The organism is Actinomycetospora atypica (genome assembly GCF_042653685.1).
In the GTDB taxonomy this organism is placed as follows: domain Bacteria; phylum Actinomycetota; class Actinomycetes; order Mycobacteriales; family Pseudonocardiaceae; genus Actinomycetospora; species Actinomycetospora atypica.
Window position 1 is genome coordinate 50,456 of the sequence record NZ_JBHSIV010000008.1, and the last position, 15,805, is coordinate 66,260.

General features: G+C 73.6%; 17 protein-coding genes. 12 read left to right on the forward strand and 5 right to left on the reverse strand.

Annotated elements, in window-relative coordinates; genetic code table 11:
• Positions 1–59: 59 nt before the first annotated feature.
• Together ACFPBZ_RS09700 and ACFPBZ_RS09705 are read left to right on the forward strand one after the other, a co-directional pair.
• The gene (locus ACFPBZ_RS09700; RefSeq protein WP_378035832.1) at positions 60–725 is read left to right on the forward strand and encodes a hypothetical protein; all 666 of its coding nucleotides are present in this window, start codon (positions 60–62) and stop codon (positions 723–725) included.
• Between the two features lie 96 nt (positions 726–821).
• Positions 822–1,817, forward strand: coding sequence for an aldo/keto reductase (locus ACFPBZ_RS09705; RefSeq protein WP_378035833.1), 996 nt, complete (start codon positions 822–824; stop codon positions 1,815–1,817).
• On the opposite strand, the gene ACFPBZ_RS09710 is transcribed toward ACFPBZ_RS09705, so the two are convergent.
• Positions 1,814–2,401: a TetR/AcrR family transcriptional regulator gene (locus tag ACFPBZ_RS09710; protein ID WP_378035834.1), complete on the reverse strand. Its 588-nt coding sequence runs from the start codon at positions 2,399–2,401 to the stop codon at positions 1,814–1,816. The genes ACFPBZ_RS09705 and ACFPBZ_RS09710 overlap by 4 nt on opposite strands.
• 88 nt (positions 2,402–2,489) lie before the next feature.
• Here ACFPBZ_RS09710 and ACFPBZ_RS09715 point away from each other — a divergent pair, with 88 nt between their 5' ends.
• Genes ACFPBZ_RS09715 through ACFPBZ_RS09730 form a run of 4 tightly spaced genes read left to right on the forward strand, consistent with a single transcriptional unit; the run spans position 2,490 to position 4,773 of the window.
• Positions 2,490–2,903: a nuclear transport factor 2 family protein gene (locus tag ACFPBZ_RS09715; protein ID WP_378035835.1), complete on the forward strand. Its 414-nt coding sequence runs from the start codon at positions 2,490–2,492 to the stop codon at positions 2,901–2,903.
• Complete coding sequence (locus ACFPBZ_RS09720) at positions 2,897–3,688, forward strand: Rossmann-fold NAD(P)-binding domain-containing protein (protein ID WP_378035836.1); 792 nt, start codon at positions 2,897–2,899, stop codon at positions 3,686–3,688. Before ACFPBZ_RS09715 ends, ACFPBZ_RS09720 begins: the two co-directional genes overlap by 7 nt.
• Positions 3,689–3,722: 34 nt before the next feature.
• Positions 3,723–3,971, forward strand: coding sequence for a hypothetical protein (locus ACFPBZ_RS09725; RefSeq protein ID WP_378035837.1), 249 nt, complete (start codon positions 3,723–3,725; stop codon positions 3,969–3,971).
• 4 nt (positions 3,972–3,975) lie between these two features.
• Positions 3,976–4,773: a ferric reductase-like transmembrane domain-containing protein gene (locus ACFPBZ_RS09730; RefSeq protein WP_378035838.1), complete on the forward strand. Its 798-nt coding sequence runs from the start codon at positions 3,976–3,978 to the stop codon at positions 4,771–4,773.
• Between the two features lie 44 nt (positions 4,774–4,817).
• Here ACFPBZ_RS09730 and treY read toward each other — a convergent pair whose 3' ends face one another.
• Together treY and glgX are read right to left on the reverse strand one after the other, a co-directional pair.
• Positions 4,818–7,199, reverse strand: a complete 2,382-nt coding sequence (gene treY / locus ACFPBZ_RS09735; RefSeq protein ID WP_378035839.1) for a malto-oligosyltrehalose synthase — start codon at positions 7,197–7,199, stop codon at positions 4,818–4,820.
• Positions 7,196–9,406 (reverse strand): glycogen debranching protein GlgX, encoded by a 2,211-nt coding sequence (gene glgX / locus ACFPBZ_RS09740; RefSeq protein WP_378035840.1) that lies wholly within the window; start codon positions 9,404–9,406, stop codon positions 7,196–7,198. Before glgX ends, treY begins: the two co-directional genes overlap by 4 nt.
• 82 nt (positions 9,407–9,488) lie before the next feature.
• On the opposite strand from glgX, the gene ACFPBZ_RS09745 reads away from it, so the two are divergent.
• The 6 genes from ACFPBZ_RS09745 (at position 9,489) to ACFPBZ_RS09770 (ending at position 13,445) form a co-directional block, all read left to right on the forward strand.
• The gene (locus tag ACFPBZ_RS09745) at positions 9,489–9,917 is read left to right on the forward strand and encodes an HIT family protein (protein ID WP_378035841.1); all 429 of its coding nucleotides are present in this window, start codon (positions 9,489–9,491) and stop codon (positions 9,915–9,917) included.
• Between the two features lies 1 nt (position 9,918).
• On the forward strand, positions 9,919–10,533 hold the full coding sequence (locus ACFPBZ_RS09750; RefSeq protein ID WP_378035842.1) for a histidine phosphatase family protein: 615 nt from the start codon (positions 9,919–9,921) through the stop codon (positions 10,531–10,533).
• A complete protein-coding gene (locus tag ACFPBZ_RS09755; RefSeq protein ID WP_378035843.1) occupies positions 10,530–11,192 on the forward strand; it encodes a TMEM175 family protein in 663 nt (220 codons plus the stop codon). Before ACFPBZ_RS09750 ends, ACFPBZ_RS09755 begins: the two co-directional genes overlap by 4 nt.
• Positions 11,193–11,231: 39 nt before the next feature.
• Positions 11,232–11,540, forward strand: coding sequence for an EthD family reductase (locus tag ACFPBZ_RS09760; protein ID WP_378035844.1), 309 nt, complete (start codon positions 11,232–11,234; stop codon positions 11,538–11,540).
• 118 nt (positions 11,541–11,658) lie between these two features.
• Positions 11,659–12,495: a class I SAM-dependent methyltransferase gene (locus ACFPBZ_RS09765; RefSeq protein WP_378035845.1), complete on the forward strand. Its 837-nt coding sequence runs from the start codon at positions 11,659–11,661 to the stop codon at positions 12,493–12,495.
• Positions 12,492–13,445: a phytanoyl-CoA dioxygenase family protein gene (locus ACFPBZ_RS09770; protein ID WP_378035846.1), complete on the forward strand. Its 954-nt coding sequence runs from the start codon at positions 12,492–12,494 to the stop codon at positions 13,443–13,445. Before ACFPBZ_RS09765 ends, ACFPBZ_RS09770 begins: the two co-directional genes overlap by 4 nt.
• Here the strand turns inward: ACFPBZ_RS09770 and ACFPBZ_RS09775 are convergent.
• Both ACFPBZ_RS09775 and ACFPBZ_RS09780 read right to left on the reverse strand, forming a co-directional pair.
• Complete coding sequence (locus ACFPBZ_RS09775; protein WP_378035847.1) at positions 13,435–14,565, reverse strand: tetratricopeptide repeat protein; 1,131 nt, start codon at positions 14,563–14,565, stop codon at positions 13,435–13,437. The genes ACFPBZ_RS09770 and ACFPBZ_RS09775 overlap by 11 nt on opposite strands.
• Positions 14,562–15,785 (reverse strand): ATP-binding protein, encoded by a 1,224-nt coding sequence (locus tag ACFPBZ_RS09780; protein WP_378035848.1) that lies wholly within the window; start codon positions 15,783–15,785, stop codon positions 14,562–14,564. Before ACFPBZ_RS09780 ends, ACFPBZ_RS09775 begins: the two co-directional genes overlap by 4 nt.
• Between the last annotated feature and the right edge of the window lie 20 nt (positions 15,786–15,805).

The following is a 15,805-nucleotide window of genomic DNA, read 5'->3' on the forward strand; positions in this document are numbered from 1 at the left end:
TCGGCCGCAGGCTTCTCGCCGTGACCGACACCGCAGCCCGATTCCCCCAGGAGCCCGCCATGAGCATCTCGTCCCGCCCCGCCGTCACCCACCACACCGTCACCCGCCACACCGCGCCCCCGGCCCGCACCGACGTCGCCCCGCACCCGGTGGCCCCGCCACCGACGGCCTCGTCGCGCCCGCTGCGGCTGCTCGGCGTCGGGCTCGCCGTCGGCGCGGTCATCTACGGGATCGCCTTCATGGCCCGGGCGGTCGGTCTGGCCGGCGGCTTCGTGATCGACGCGACCGGGCTGGTCTTCCAGCTCGGGGTGTTCTGCCTGCTGGCCGCGATGTGGCGGACGGGGGCCACCGGGACCACGCGGCTCGCCCGCACGATGCTCGTCGTCGAGGCGGTCGTCCTCGGGATCGCCACCGTCCAGTCCGCCTTCACGCTGCCCGCGGCGGGCGGGGAGTGGGGCACCGTCGCGACCGTCCTCGACCCGTTCTGGCCGCTGTCGATGCTCGGCATGGCGGTCATCGGCGTGAAGGTCGCGGTGGCCGGGCGCTGGCGCGGGGCGCTGCGGGCGTGGCCGGTGGTCGCCGAGACGTGGGTGTTCGTCGCGATGGGGTCGATGGCGCTGCTGAGCCAGACGGTCGGCGAGCTCGTGGCCGGCGCCCACTTCGTCCTCGGCTACGGGGTGCTCGGCCTGCTGCTGGCGGTCCGGCCGGACCTGACCCGGCGGTGACCGGGCCCGGATGCCCGTTCGGGGGTCTCCCCGGGCGGGCATCCGGCCGTCATGGAGTACAGGCAACTCGGACGGTCGGGACTGAAGGTCTCGACGATGACCATGGGCACCATGACCTTCGGTGGTCGGGGCATGTTCTCCCAGCTCGGCACCACCGACGTCGAGGGCGCCACCCGCCAGATCGACATGTGCGTCGACCACGGGGTCAACCTCGTCGACACCGCCGACATGTACTCGGCGGGGCAGTCGGAGGAGATCGTCGGGCAGGCCACCAAGAACCACCGCGACGACGTCCTGCTGGCGACGAAGATGCGGTTCCCGATGGGCGACGGGCCCAACGACGGCGGCGCCTCCCGCCAGCGCATCGTGCGCAGCGTCGAGGACAGCCTGCGGCGCCTCGACGTGCAGCACATCGACCTCTACCAGATGCACGGCTGGGACGGTCAGACGCCGCTGGAGGAGACCCTCGAGGCCCTCGACACGCTCGTCAGCAAGGGCAAGATCCGCTACATCGGCTGCTCGAACTACTCCGCCTGGCACATCATGAAGGCGCTGGGGGTCTCCGAGCGCGACGAGTACCAGCGCTTCGTGTCCCAGCAGATCCACTACACGCTGCAGGCGCGCGAGGCCGAGAACGAGCTGGTCCCGGTCTCGATCGACCAGGGGCTCGGCATCCTCGTCTGGAGCCCGATCGCCGGCGGCCTGCTCTCGGGCAAGTTCCGCCGCGGCCAGGACTCCCCGGAGACCTCGCGCCACCTCGGCGAGTGGTCCGAGCCGCCGGTGCACGACCAGGAGCGCCTCTACGACATCGTCGAGGTCGCCGCCGAGGTCGGGGAGGCCCACGGCGTGTCGGTCGCCCAGGTGGCGAACGCCTGGCTGCTGCACAAGCCCGGGGTGACCTCGCTCGTGGTCGGGGCCCGCACCGAGGAGCAGCTGGCCGACAACCTCGCCGCCGCCGACCTCGCGCTCACCGACGACGAGATGCGCCGCCTCGACGAGGTCTCGGCGACGCCGCTGCTCTACCCCTACTGGCACCAGAAGAACACGATCACCGACCGGCTCTCGCCGGCCGACGCCACCCTGCTGGGCTAGACCGCGAGCCCCTGGGCGAGGAGGCCGGCGAGCCGGTCGAGGTAGCCGTCGTCGACCTCCTCGCCGAGGACCGTCATCCGCCAGTAGGGCGCGCTGCCCAGCACGTCGACGACGAGGTCGAGCAGGATCTCGTCGTCGGGGACCTCGCCGCGGCGCACGGCGGCGTCCAGCACCGCCCGGGCCCGACGGCGCCGCGGTCCGGCGAGGGCCGATCGGAACACCTCCGCGAGCCCGGGGCTGCGAGCCAGCTCCGCGAGCAGGTCGGAGGTGACGGGGCGGACGGCCGGCGTCGTCAGCCAGGCCCGCATGTCCTCCCCGAGCGCGCGCAGGTCGCCGCGCAGCGAGCCGGTGTCGGGCGGCGGGTCCTCGGGCACGCCGAGACGCGCCATCGCGTCGGCCACCATCTCCTCCTTGCCGGGCCAGCGCCGGTACAGCGCGCTCTTGCCGACCCCGGCCCGCGTCGCCACCCGCTGCATCGACAGGCGCCCGTAGCCGACCTCGGCGAACTCCTGCAGGACGGCGTCCAACACCGCGTCGGTGAGGTCCGGTCGCAGGACGGCCGCGCCGGCGGGTTCCCGTGTCATGGGCCCACCTTAGCGTCGGGACGGGTCGGTCCCGACGTCGTGTAGCGTTCGTCGGGACGGGACCGTATCGACGTGGAGGAGACGTTCGATGGACGAGGGGACGCGCAGGACGATCGACCGGCTGCTGGAGCGGCTGCTCGACCACGACATGGCGGGGTTCGCCGCGGAGTGGGCACCGGACGGGACGATGGACTTCCCGTTCGCGCCCACGGGGGCGCCCACCCACCTCGAGGGGCGGGACGCGGTGGCCGAGTACGTGGCGGGCTACAACACGGTGCTGGCGCCCCGGCGGGTCGTCGACCGGCGGCTGCACGGGACGGACGACCCCGGCACCGTGGTGGCCGAGTTCGCCGTGGCCGGCGACGTGGTGCCGACCGGGGAGCCCTACGAGATGCGCTACATCGCGGTGATCACGGTGGGCCCGGACGGCATCACGTCCTACCGCGACTACTGGAACCCCGCGGCCCTCCCCGCGACCGGTCGGGACGGCAAGGCATGGTGACCGTGGTGACGGGCGCGACCGGGACCACCGGCCGCCGGGTCGCGGCGCTGCTCGAGGCCGAGGGGATCGACGTCCGCCGGGCCTCGCGCTCCGGGGCCGCCCGCTTCGACTGGACCGACCCGACGCACGACGCCGTCCTCGACGGTGCCGAGGCGCTCTACCTCGTCGCGCCGATGGAGGAGCCCGACCCGCTGACCGCGGTGGAGCCGGTGCTCACCCGCGCGCTCGACCGCGGGCTGCGTCGGGTGGTGCTGCTGTCCTCGTCGCTCGTGGAGCCCTCGTCGTGGGGGTTCGGCGGGCTCGCGACCCTGGTCCGGGAGGCGCCCGAGTGGACGGTGCTGCGTCCGAGCTGGTTCGCCCAGATCTTCGTCGGGGACCACCCGGTGGCCGCGGGGGTCCGGGCGGGACAGGTGGTCACGGCGACGGGGGAGGGCCGGGTCCCCTTCGTCGACGCCGGTGACATCGCCGCCGTGGCCGCGGCGGCCCTCGTCGGGAAGGCCCCGGGAGAGCTGGTGATCACCGGGCCCGAGGCGCTCGGCTACACCGAGGCGTGTGCGGTGGCGGCGGAGGTCGTCGGGCATCCGGTGACCCACCGGTCGGTGCCGGGGGAGGCCTTCGTCGAGCACCTCGTGGCGTCCGGCCTACCGCGGCCGCTCTCGGAGATGCTGGCCGGCCTCGACTCGTTGATCGCCGCGGGCGCCGAGGACCGGGTCACCGACGTCGTGGCCCGGGTGACCGGCCGGGACCCGCGCCCCCTGCGCGAGGTTCTCGTCGACGGCGGGTGATCTCACGCCCGCTTCATCCGGCATCCTGGGGGGCGTGGCGACGTCGGGTGCGGTGGGTGCGGATACGGGCTCCCGCAGGAAGGCGCAGCACGAGACGAACAAGCGGATGATCGTCGAGACCACCGCCTGGATCACGGCCATCGCCGCGGCCCTGACGGTCGGGCTGCAGGCGGCCATCTCCGGCACGGCCACCGCGCCCGACGTCCCCCGCGTCACCCCGCTGGAGTACCAGTACGTGCCCCCGCAGGAGGGCCCCCTCGTGTACACGCCGTTCACGCGGTGACGGGGTGCTCCAACTCTGGTTCGTCTCGCGGGCCCTCGGCGCCATGGCGCTGCTGCTGCTCAGCCTCGTCATCGTCCTGGGGATCCTGCACAACACCTCGGTGGTGAAGAACGCCGAGCTGGGGCTCCCGCGGTTCGTCCTCGTGGCGCTGCACCGCAACCTGTCGCTGATCACGGTCGTGTTCATCGCGCTGCACGTGGTGACGATCCTGGTCACCGACTACGTGCACCTGCGCGTCGTCGACGTGTTCGTGCCCGGTATCGCGCTCTACAACCCGATCGGCGCGGCCCTGGGCACCGTGGCGACCGACGTGGTCCTCGCGATCATCCTGACGTCGGTGCTCCGCAAGCGGGTGTCGCGGCGCGTGTGGTTCTGGGTGCACTGGACGTCGTACCTGTGCTGGCCGGTGACCGTGGCCCACGCCGTGCTCAACGTGTCGTTCGCCGGGACCACCTGGTGGACCCTGGTGGTCCCGCTGATCTCGCTGGTCGCGATCGTCTGGGCACTGCTCTACCGCGTCTCCGACCAGCGGCGGGTGGCCGTGCCGGTCGCCGAGCGCGGGAAGGTCCCCGACGAGGCCATCCGGGTCATGACCGGTGAGCTGCCCCTGCCGGCCCGGCGGGGGCCCACGCCTGCGTCCAGCCCGTACGACGAGGCCGTCACGGAGGCGATCGCTCCTCCCGGGCGCCACCGGTCGGCCGATCCCGACCCCAACCCCGACCCCGAGACCGAGGTCCTCCGCCCCGTCGACCCGCCCCGCCGGGTGGTGCCGCTGAGGTGGCGGGGGCCCCGTGAGCACTAGTCCGTGCCCGGACACGGATCAGTGCTCGCGGGCCTCCGGCACCCCTAGGCCGGGCGCACCAGCAGCGCGACCGGGTAGCGCGCGAGCAACGTCGACAGCGCCGGGGCGGACCCGTCGACCGGGGAGCCGGTCACCACGTCCGTCCAGTCGGCCGCGCCGCCGGGCAGGGGGAGCACGGTGTCGCCCCAGCCGCCCTGGGCCTCCAGCCCGACCGGCAGCCGGGTGGCGACCGCGACCAGGCGCTCGCGGCCCCCGGCGCCGCCCCGGCTGAAGGCGACGGCGTGCTCGGCGGCGGGACCCGACGCCGCCAGCGGGGTGTAGCCCCAGAAGAGCTCGGGACGGAAGCGCCGCAGCCGCAGGGCCGCCGCGGTGACCAGCAGCTTCGTCGCCCCGTCGGGGTCGTCGGCGTCGGGCAGCCACCCGCCGTCGATCCGGGCCAGCAGCTCCCGGCGCCGGCCGAACTCGACCGGCCGGCGGTTGTCGGGGTCGACCAGGGAGTACTCGAAGAGCTCGGTGCCCTGGTAGACGTCCGGCACGCCGGGCCCGGCGACCTGCATCAGCTTCTGGCCGAGGGCGTTCGAGCGGCCGTGCCCGTCGAGCTGGGCCACGAACGTCTCGATGTCGGCGACGGTCTCCGCCGAGCCGAGCACCGCGGCGGGCCACGCGGCGATGGCCTCGTCGACCTCGGCCACGGCGTCGACGTGGGAGGTGACGAGCTTGGCCTCCTTCGAGGCCTTCGTCAGGTACCCGCCGAGCCGCTCCTCGGTGAGCGGCCACGCGCCGATCACCGACTGCCAGGCCAGCAGCTCCAGCGAGGGGGAGGGTAGCGGGTGGCGCTCGGTGAGCTTGCGCAGGAACGCGCCCCACTCCGCCGTCAGCTCGGACAGCACCGCGAGCCGGGCCCGCACGTCCTCAGAGCGCTTCGTGTCGTGGGTCGACAGCGTCGTCATCGCCCCGGGCGTCGAGGCGTCGCGCCGCGCCGCCGCCGCGTGGAACTCCGAGGGCGTCACCCCGAACCGGTCGGGCGCCCCGCCGACCTCGTTGAGGGCGACGAAGCGGTTCCACCGGTAGAAGGTGGTGTCCTCGACGCCCTTCGCGGTGACCATCCCGCTGGTCTGCTCGACGCGCAGGGTCAGGGCCCCGTCGGGGTCGGCGAGCATCGCCGCCCGGATCCGGCGCACGGCCGGGGCCAGGTCGGGGCGGGCGGTGCACGCGGTGTCGACCGCCAGCTCGAGGTCGGCGCGGCCCTCCGGCAGGTAGGACCGGTACACCGGGTAGGCCGCGAGCAGCTCCGACACGGCGTCCCGCACCACGTCCTCGGACTCCTCGCCGTCCGTCGTGGTCGAGCTCCGCTGCGCTCCGTCTCCGCTCGGCACCAGGGCCGCGATCCGCCGCACCTCGGCCACCAGGATCTCGTCGGTGACCAGGCGCTTCGCGGTGTGCTCGGCGATCGAGAGGCGCTCGCGCGTCCCGGTGTGCTCGGCCGCGATCTGGTCGATCAGCGACTCGCCCCGGGGGTCGACGAACAGCCCGCACACCTCACGCAGGGCCTCGTAGCCCGTGGTGCCGTCGGCGGGCCAGGACGCGGGCAGCGCCTCGCTGGTGCCGTCGGGGCGCAGGGAGGCGATCTTCTCGACGAGCAGCCAGGCGTCCTCGCCGAGCCGCTCGCGCAGCCGCCGCAGGTAGGCGCCCGGGGCGGTCAGGCCGTCGGGGTGGTCGATCCGCAGGCCGCTGACCACGTCGGGGTCGGCCGCGACCCAGCGCAGCACCTCGGCGTGGGTCGCGTCGAACACCTCCGGGTCGTCGACCCGCACCGCGGCGAGGTCGGAGACGTCGAAGAACCGGCGGTAGGTGAGCTCGGCGTTGCCGCGCCGCCAGTCCACCAGCCGGTAGTGCTGGCGCTCGTGGACCTCCTGCGGCGTGCCGTCGGCCGTGCCCGGCGCCACCGGGAACCGGTGCTCGTAGTAGTGCAGCTCGTCGCGGTCGTCGGACAGGGTCAACGAGGCGACGTCGTCGGGCGAGCCGAGCACCGGGATCAGGATCGGCACCGACAGGTCGGCGTCGTACCAGGAGGCGTACGGCGACTCCGGGCCGAGCTGCAGCAGCGACCACCACGACGGGTTCGCCGCCGGGACGGCCACGCCCATGTGGTTGGGCACCAGGTCGATCAGCGCCCGGAGACCGGCCTCGCGCAGCGCCGCGACGAGCGACGTGCGCCCGCTCTCGCCCCCCAGCTCGTCGTTGGCGCGCGTCGGGTCGACCACGTCGTAGCCGTGCATCGAGCCGGGGGAGGGCTGCAGCAGCGGGGAGCAGTACAGCGCCCCGGCCCCGAGGTCGGACAGGTAGCCGACGAGGTCGGTGGCCGCCGCGAAGTCCTGCTCCGGCGAGAGCTGGAGCCGGTAGGTGGAGGAGGGCAGGCGGCTCACGCGTCGGCCTCCATGCGCTGCAGGAGCAGCATCGAGCGGGAGGTGACGGTGACGGTGTCGCCGCCGGCGAGGGTGGCGATGTCCTCGGGCAGCGGGTCGATGGTGGTGACGGCCGTGGTCCGCGCCGAGCCGACGACCACCGTGCCGTCGACGGTGTCGAGCACCGTGGCCCACCGCTCGGAGAGCCCGGCGCCCGGCACGGTCACCTCGACGTCCTCGTGGTGGGCGTTGAAGACCAGCAGGAACGAGTCGTCGACCACGCGCTGGCCGCGCTGGTCGGACTCGGGGATGCCCTCGCCGTTGAGGAAGACGGTGACCACGGCGGCCCCGCTCTCCCAGTCGTCGTCGCCCATCTCCTCGCCGGTGGAGGTGAACCAGGCGATGTCGCGCTGCGGCTCGTCGGACGAGCCGGGCGCCGCCGGGCGGATCTCCCGGCCGCTGAAGAAGCGGCGGCGTCGGAACACCGGGTGCGCCGCCCGCAGGGCGGAGACCGCGGAGGTGTAGAGCATCAGCTCGGAGTCGGACTTCTCCGGCGACCACTCCATCCAGGAGATCTCGGAGTCCTGGCAGTAGCCGTTGTTGTTGCCGTACTGGGTGCGGCCCATCTCGTCGCCGTGCAGCAGCATCGGCACGCCCTGCGACAGGAACAGGGTGGCCAGGAAGTTGCGCCGCTGGCGCTGCCGCAGCACGAGCACGGCCTCGTCGTCGGTGGGGCCCTCGACGCCGCAGTTCCACGAGTTGTTGTCGTCGGCGCCGTCGTTGCCGCCCTCGCCGTTGGCCTCGTTGTGCTTCTCGTTGTAGGAGACGAGGTCGTTCAGGGTGAAGCCGTCGTGCGCCGTGACGAAGTTGATCGACGCGTAGGGCCGGCGGCCGTCGTCCTGGTAGAGGTCGCTCGAGCCGGTCAGCCGCGAGGCGAACTCGCCCAGCGTGCCGGACGTGCCCCGCCAGAAGTCGCGGACGGTGTCGCGGTACTTGCCGTTCCACTCCGTCCACCCCGGCGGGAAGTTGCCCACCTGGTAGCCGCCCGGGCCGACGTCCCACGGCTCGGCGATCAGCTTGACCTGCGAGATCACCGGGTCCTGCTGCACGAGGTCGAAGAACGTGGACAGCCGGTCGACGTCGTAGAACTCGCGGGCGAGGGTGGACGCGAGGTCGAAGCGGAAGCCGTCGACGTGCATCTCGGTGGCCCAGTACCGCAGCGAGTCCATGATCAGCTGCAGGGTGTGCGGCTGGCGGACGTTCAGCGAGTTGCCGGTGCCGGTGTAGTCCATGTAGTACCGCTCGTCGCCCTCGACGAGGCGGTAGTACGCCTGGTTGTCGGCGCCGCGCATCGACAGCGTCGGGCCCTGGTGGTTGCCCTCGGCGGTGTGGTTGTAGACCACGTCGAGGATCACCTCGATGCCCGCGGCGTGGAGGTCGCGCACCATCGCCTTGAACTCCTGCACCTGCGCGCCCGGCGCGGTCGACCCCGTGGGGCCGGTGCTCGCGTAGCCGAAGTGCGGCGCGAAGAAGGCGATCGTGTTGTAGCCCCAGTAGTTGCGCAGCTCGCGCTGGACCAGGGCGTCGTCGTGCACGAACTGATGCACCGGCATGAGCTCGATCGCGGTGATCCCGAGGCGCTGCAGGTGCGAGACCGTGGCGGGGTGCGCCACCGCCGAGTACGTGCCGCGCATCTCCTCCGGGATCTCGGGGTGGAGGTAGGTGAGGCCCTTGACGTGGGCCTCGTAGATCACGGTCTCGTGGTACGGCGTCCGCGGCGGGCGGTCGTCGTGCCAGTCGAAGAACGGGTTGATGACGACGGCCTTCGGCACGTGCTGCGCCGAGTCGTCGTGGTTGACCTCGTCGGGGTCGTCGAAGTGGTAGTCGAACAGCGACTCGTCCCAGGCGTAGGTCTGCCCGAGGCTGCCGTCGATCGACTTCGCGTACGGGTCGATCAGCAGCTTGTGCGGGTTGCACCGCTGCCCGGACGCGGGATCGTGCGGCCCGTCGACGCGGTAGCCGTACCGCTGCCCGGGCACCACCCCGGGCAGGTAGCCGTGCCAGACGAAGCCGTCCCGCTCGGGGAGCGGCACGCGGTGCTCCGCGCCGTCGTCGTCGAAGAGACACAGTGTGACCGACGAGGCCACCTCACTGAACAGCGCGAAGTTGGTACCCGCTCCGTCGTAGGTGGCACCCAGCGGGTAGGACGTGCCCGGCCAGGGCTGCATCGATTCTCCTCACGCGACGGAACTGCTCGGCGACAACGCTACCGGTGACCCCCGACGCCGCCCGGTCGTTAGGCTGCGCGACGTGGCGACCGTCTTCACGAAGATCATCAACGGCGAGATCCCCGGGCGGTTCGTGTGGGCGGACGACCAGGTGGTCGGGTTCCTCTCGATCAATCCGCTCGGGCCCGGGCACACCCTCGTGGTGCCGCGCGAGGAGATTGACCAGTGGATCGACGCCCCACACGGGCTCTTCGAGCACGCGATGGCCACGGCCCGCGCCATCGGCACCGTCGTCCGCGACGTCTGGCAGCCGCCGCGGGTCGCGCTCATGATCGCCGGCTTCGAGGTCCCGCACCTGCACGTGCACGTCCACCCCGCCTGGGGGCTGGAGGCCTTCGACTTCTCCAAGGCCGCTACCGACCCCGATCCGGGGGAGATGGACGACGCCGCGCGGCGCATCCGCGAGGGCCTCACCGCGGCCGGTCACGGCACCTCCGTGCCGGCGTCCTGACGTGCAGCTCCTCCTCGTCCGCCACGGCGAACCGCTCTCCGCCGACGCGGGCCCCGACGGCGCCCCCGCCGACCCCGGGCTCTCCTCCAAGGGCCGCGTCCAGGCCTCCGCCCTCGGCTGGTGGGCCGCCAACCACACCGACGAGAAGGTCCTCGAGGTGGTGGTCTCGGGCATGCGGCGCGCGCAGGAGACGGCCGCCCCCGTGACCGATGCGCTCGAGCTCACCGCGACCGTCGACCCCGACCTCGCCGAGTTCGACTCCGGGCAGGCCTCCTACCGCCCGGTCCACGAGCGGCTGGGGTCCGACGACCCCGAGTGGACGCGCATCCAGGAGGGCTTCCTGCCCGAGTACGTCGACGTCGGCGCCTTCACCACCCGGATCCGCGGCGCGTTCGACCGCATCGTCGAGCGCCACCGCGACACCGGGCGCGAGTCGGTGATGGTCGTCTGCCACGCCGGCGTGATCAACACCTTCCTCGCGCTCGAGCTGGGGCTCGCCCGCCCGCTCACCTTCCCGCTCGACCACGTCGGCATCAGCCGCGTGCTGATCTCGCGCAGCGGCCGGGTCCGCGTGCGGTCGGTGAACGAGACGGGGCACGTCGGGGACCTGCTGTGACCGCGCCCGGTGCGCCGTCGGACTCCGAACGGCTCCCCGGGCCCGGCCGCATGGTGGCGTTCGTCGACGCCTCCGTCGCCATCGCGCTGACGCTGCTCGTCCTGCCGCTCACCGAGCTCGTCCCCGAGCGGGGCGCGTCGGAGAAGCCGGCGCTCGAGGTGGTCACCGGCAACCTCCCGGTCTTCGGGAGCTTCCTGCTGAGCTTCGTCGTGATCGCCCGGTTCTGGGTGGTGCACCACCGGCTCTTCGGCCACGTCGGGCGCCTCACCCCGCGACTGGTGTGGGTGAACCTGTTCTGGGTCCTGACGATCGTGGTCCTGCCGTTCCTCACCCAGTTCGTGGCGTCCTACGGCCCCGACCCCGTGATCGTCCGGAGCTACATCGGGGTCCTCGCGCTCTGCAGCGGCGCCCTCACGGCGATGGCCCTGACCATGTACCGCCTCGGCATCGCCGACGGCGACGGGAGCGGGCCGCCCGACGACTTCGTCGACGGGGTCGTCGCCGCGACCGTCGACATGGCCCTGGCCTTCCTGCTCGTCCTGATCGTCCCCGCCGTGAACTACTGGGCGTTGCTCCTGCTCGTGATCGACCCGCTCACGGTCCGCGCGGTCTCCCGGCTCCGGCGCGGACCTTCCCGCCGGAGCCCGGCGCGGGGTTGACTGAGGCGGACGTCACCCACGAGCACCGGAGGTCCGCCGATGTACCGCCTCACCGCCACCTACCACCACCCGGACGACCGCGACGCCTTCGTGGCGCACTACCGCGACACCCACGCCAAGCTCGCGGCGAAGCTGCCCGACCTGCGCTCGTTCACCTGGGGCCCGTGCGAGGCGGGCGAGGGCGGCGGGTCGGCGCACGCCCTGATCGCAGTCCTCGACTGGGACTCCAAGGAGGCGGCGGAGGCGTCGTTGAGCTCCGCGGAGGGGCAGGCGGCGGTCGCCGACCTCGGGAACTTCGCCCAGGCCGGGGTCGACATGCAGTTCCAGGAGGTCGTCAAGGAGGTCTGAGCACGGGTTCGCGCTGCCGGGCCGGGCGGGGCGTGGTTCTGTTCGGAAAGCCCCGTCCCGGCCGGTGCAGCCCGCTGCCGGTCGCGGTTCCACGGGGTGCAACGGAGGCCGTCGCCCCATGCCCCAGCAGGTCAGCACCGAACAACGCAGCCTCGTCCACTGGGCGGAGGACGGCCGGGCGGAGATGGAGTCCTTCTACGCCCTGGCCACCGAGGACTACCGGCAGATGGTCGCCGCCCGCGACTGGGCCGCCGACCTCCGCGGACACGCCACCGACGGCCGGGCCCGGGTGCTCGACGTCGCCTGCGGCAGCGGCAAGTTCCCCGCGGAGCTGATGCGCCGGGGCCTCGCCGAGGCGGTGGGGGACACCCGGGTGGAGATCGACCTGCTCGACCCCTCGGCGTTCTCGATCGCCGAGGCCCGCTCGGTGCTCGGCCCGCCCTTCACGGTGCACGCCGAGCACGAGGTCCGCATCCAGGACCTGGCCTCCGACGTCGGCGGCTTCGACGTCGCCTGGGCCACCCACGCGCTCTACGCCGTCCCGCCGTCGGAGATCGGTGCCGGGATCGCGCGCATGGTCGCCGCGCAGCGTCCGGGGGCCTTCGGCGCGATCGTGCACGCCACCTCCGCCTCGCACTACCTGCGCTTCGCCGAGGCCTTCCGCACCACCTTCGGTGCCGACGGCGCGCCGTTCACCACGGCCGCGCAGGTCCGTCACGCGCTCACGGACGCCGGGGTGATGCCCGAGGTGACGACGCTGCGCTACGACGTCGGGCACCCCGACCGGGCCGTGGTCGAGGGCTTCCTGCAGCGCTGCGTCTTCGACGACTCCGTGCCCCTGGAGCGGATGGAGGACGAGGGGGCCGTGGGCGCCTACCTCTCCGGCTGCACCGGCGAGGACGGGTACCGCTTCTCCCAGGTCGTCGACGTCATCACGTGGGAGATCCCCGCGTGAACCCGCACCTCAGCGCGACGACCGCGGCCGGCGAGGCCGACGACGTCGCGCCCGCCTGGGACGGCGACAACGGGCAGTGGTGGGACTGGTACATGTCCCTCGCCGCCGACGAGGCGCCCACCTCCCTGGTCGACGTCCCCGCCGTCGAGCTCGGCAGCCTCCCGACCGAGGACGCGGTGGTCGCCGAGCTCGCCGAGCCCTACGACCTCCCCGCGGGCGCGGTGGAGTCCTTCGCCGCCGACGGCTTCGTCGTGCTGCCCCGGGTCGTGTCCCCGGGCGCGGCGGAGCTGCTGCGCCGCCGCCTCGCCGACCTGCTCGCCACCACCGGAGGCACCGCCCTGCGGGCCCGCGAGATGCTCTGGCTCGAGGACCCGCTGGTCTCCGCGGCCGTGCTCTCGCCCCGGATCGCGGGGGTTTGCGCCGCGCTGCTCGAGGTGGAGACCCTGCGGCTCTACCACGACAGCGCGCTGTGCAAGGAGCCCGGCGCGGGCCGCACGCCGTGGCACCACGACGCCCACCACTTCCCGCTGGCCTCGCACGACGTGATCTCGACGTGGATGCCGCTGCAGCCGGTGCCGCTCGCGATGGGGCCGCTGGCCTTCGCGCGCGGCATGGACACCTGGCGCCTCGTGGCCGACCTGCCGTTCGACAAGATCGGGACGTCCTACGACCGCCGGGTCGCCGAGGGCCTGCGCGACGCTGGGGTGGCGGTGCACGAGGAGCCGTTCGCCCTCGGCGACGTCAGCTTCCACTCGACCCTGTGCTTCCACACGGCGGGCGCCAACGCGACCACCCGGTCGCGCATGGTGCTGGGGGCGACGTACTACGCCGACGGCGCGCGCGTGGTCGACCACCCGACGATGGTCAGCGGCGACTGGCAGCTCTTCGTCCCCGACACGGCGCCGGGCGAGGTGGCGGCGAGCCCCCGGAACCCCGTGGTCACGACCTGACCGGGCCGGGCCGCCACACCTCCGCCCGCTCCGCCTGGCGGTCCCGTCCGTAGCGCATCGCCCGCCGTCGGCTGACGACCGTCGCTGTGTACCGCACGACGAGCCCCAGGAGGATCGACGGCGGCACCTGCACCCCGTCGGGCAGCGGCACGGCCAGCATGACGACCGCGCCGAGGACCTGGAGCGCGCTCGAGGCCACCAACGGGAGCAGCACGGGGTCGCGCCGCCACGCCCGGGTCGCGGCGGGCCGGACCGACGGGGGCACCGCCCGCACCAGCCATGTCACGACGAGGCCCACGACGGCGAGGGCGACGAGCACGGCGAGCACGTGGACGGGCCAGCCGGCCCCCGGGGACGGGGGCCGGCGCTGCGGCGAGATCGCCACCCCGACGATCCCGGACGCGAGGAACAACAGGGTCACGACGAGGCCCGCGCGGCGGAGGAGCCCCCACATCGCCAGGGGGACGTTGAACGCGGCGGGCTCGAGCGACGGGTCGAGGGCGAGGGCGTCGGCGAAGGAGCGCAGGGCCGGGCGGCTGCGCCCGAGCGCGAGGTCCACGACGCCGAGGGCGTTGAGGTTCGCGGGGTCGTCCGGCCTGAGTTGCACGGCCTGCTGCAGGTGGGGGAGCGCGGCCCGCGCGCCCCGGCGCCCGTGGGTGGAGGAGAGGACCTGGCCGAGCGCGTAGTGGGCGTGGTCGGACTCCGGGGCGAGGGCCACCGCCTGCTCGGCGTGCCACCGCGCGCGGTGGTAGTCGGCGCGACCCTCCCCGCCGAGCATCTGGGCGAGCATGATGTGCGCCTGCAGCTGCTGCGGGTCGTGGCGCAGCAGCTCCTCCGCGGTCGCCACCGCCTCCGGGAACCGGCGCGCGCGGTAGAGCGTGTTCATCCGGGTGGGCAGGGTCGAGGTCGGCGCGACCCCCAGGGCGGCGGCCCGGTCGAGGGCCGCCAGCGCCTCGTCGAACCGGTGCTCCCGCCCCTCGAGCAGGGCGAGGACGTGGAACGCGGCGCCGTCGTCGGGGTCCTCGGCGAGGGCCCGGCCGATCTCCACGCGGGCGAGCCGGTACTGCTTCGCGTCGACGAGCGCGCCCGCCCGGTGCCGGGCCGAACCCTCCGGGCTCACAGCAGCTTGTGCTTCTTCATGTACGTCGCGAGCTCGTCGTAGGTGCCGTCGGTGTTGGCGTACAGCGCCACCTGGCGGGCGGTGGTGAACCACGGCCCGATGGAGGGGCGCAGCTCGGCCGCCGCCGCGAGCAGGTCGTCCTGGGTGATCATGCGGGCCGTGCCGGTCGACACCGAGTCGAGCAGGGCGCGTTCGGTGGCCACCTCGCAGAGGTGCGCGAGGTCGGCCCCGGAGAACCCCTCGGTCCGGGCCGCGAGCGTCCGCAGCTTCACGTTCTCCACCGGCCGCTCCCGCAGGTGCAGGTCGAGGATCGCGCGGCGGGCCTCGTCGTCGGGGGGCACGACGAGCACCGTGCGGTCGAAGCGCCCGGGCCGGCGCAGCGCCGGGTCGACGTCCCAGGGCATGTTGCTCGCCGCGAGGACGAACACGCCCTCGTTGCCCGCGGACACCCCGTCGAGCTCGGAGAGCATCTGGGTGATCACCTGGCGCAGCACGCCGCCGGTCACCGCGGAGCGCTTCTGGGCGATGCCGTCGAGCTCGTCGAAGAACAGGATGCACGGCGCCGCGGCGCGGGCGGCGAGGAAGACGTCGTGCATGTTGCGCTCGGAGTTCCCGGCCCACATCTCGAGCACGTCGTGGATGCCGACGGCGAGGAAGCTCGCGCCCAGCTCCCCGGCGAGCGCCCGGGCGAAGAACGTCTTGCCGCACCCGGGCGGCCCGTAGAGCAGCAGGCCACCGCGCAGGCTCTTGCCGTAGAGCGCGCGCAGCTTCTCGTTGCGCAGTGGCGCGAGGAACGCCGCCTCCAGGCGCTTCTTCACCGCGTCCATGCCGCCGACGTCGGCGAGGCGCAGGTCGGGGCGCTCCACCGCGAACCGGCCGCCCCCGCGCGGCGGGCCCACCGCGATCGGCTCGGCATCCCCCTCGCCCTCGGGTGCGAAGCGGGGCCCGACGACGTCCCCGACCTCGGCCTCCGCGGCGGCCCAGTCGAACGCGGGGGGCGTCGTCGGGGCCTCGGGAGGTGGGGCCGGGTTCAGCGCCCGGGCCATCAGGGCGCCGGCCTCCGCGTGGCCGGGCTCGCGGCCGAGGACGGCCGCGACGTGCCCGACGGCCTCGGTGTGCTCTCCGGCGTCGAGGAGGAGCCCGGCGAGGTGCAGGCGCAGCGTCGAGTCCTCGGGCGCCGCGGCGACGGCGGCCCGCAGGCTCGCGAGCAGGGGATCCACACGCGGAGCCTGCCACGACG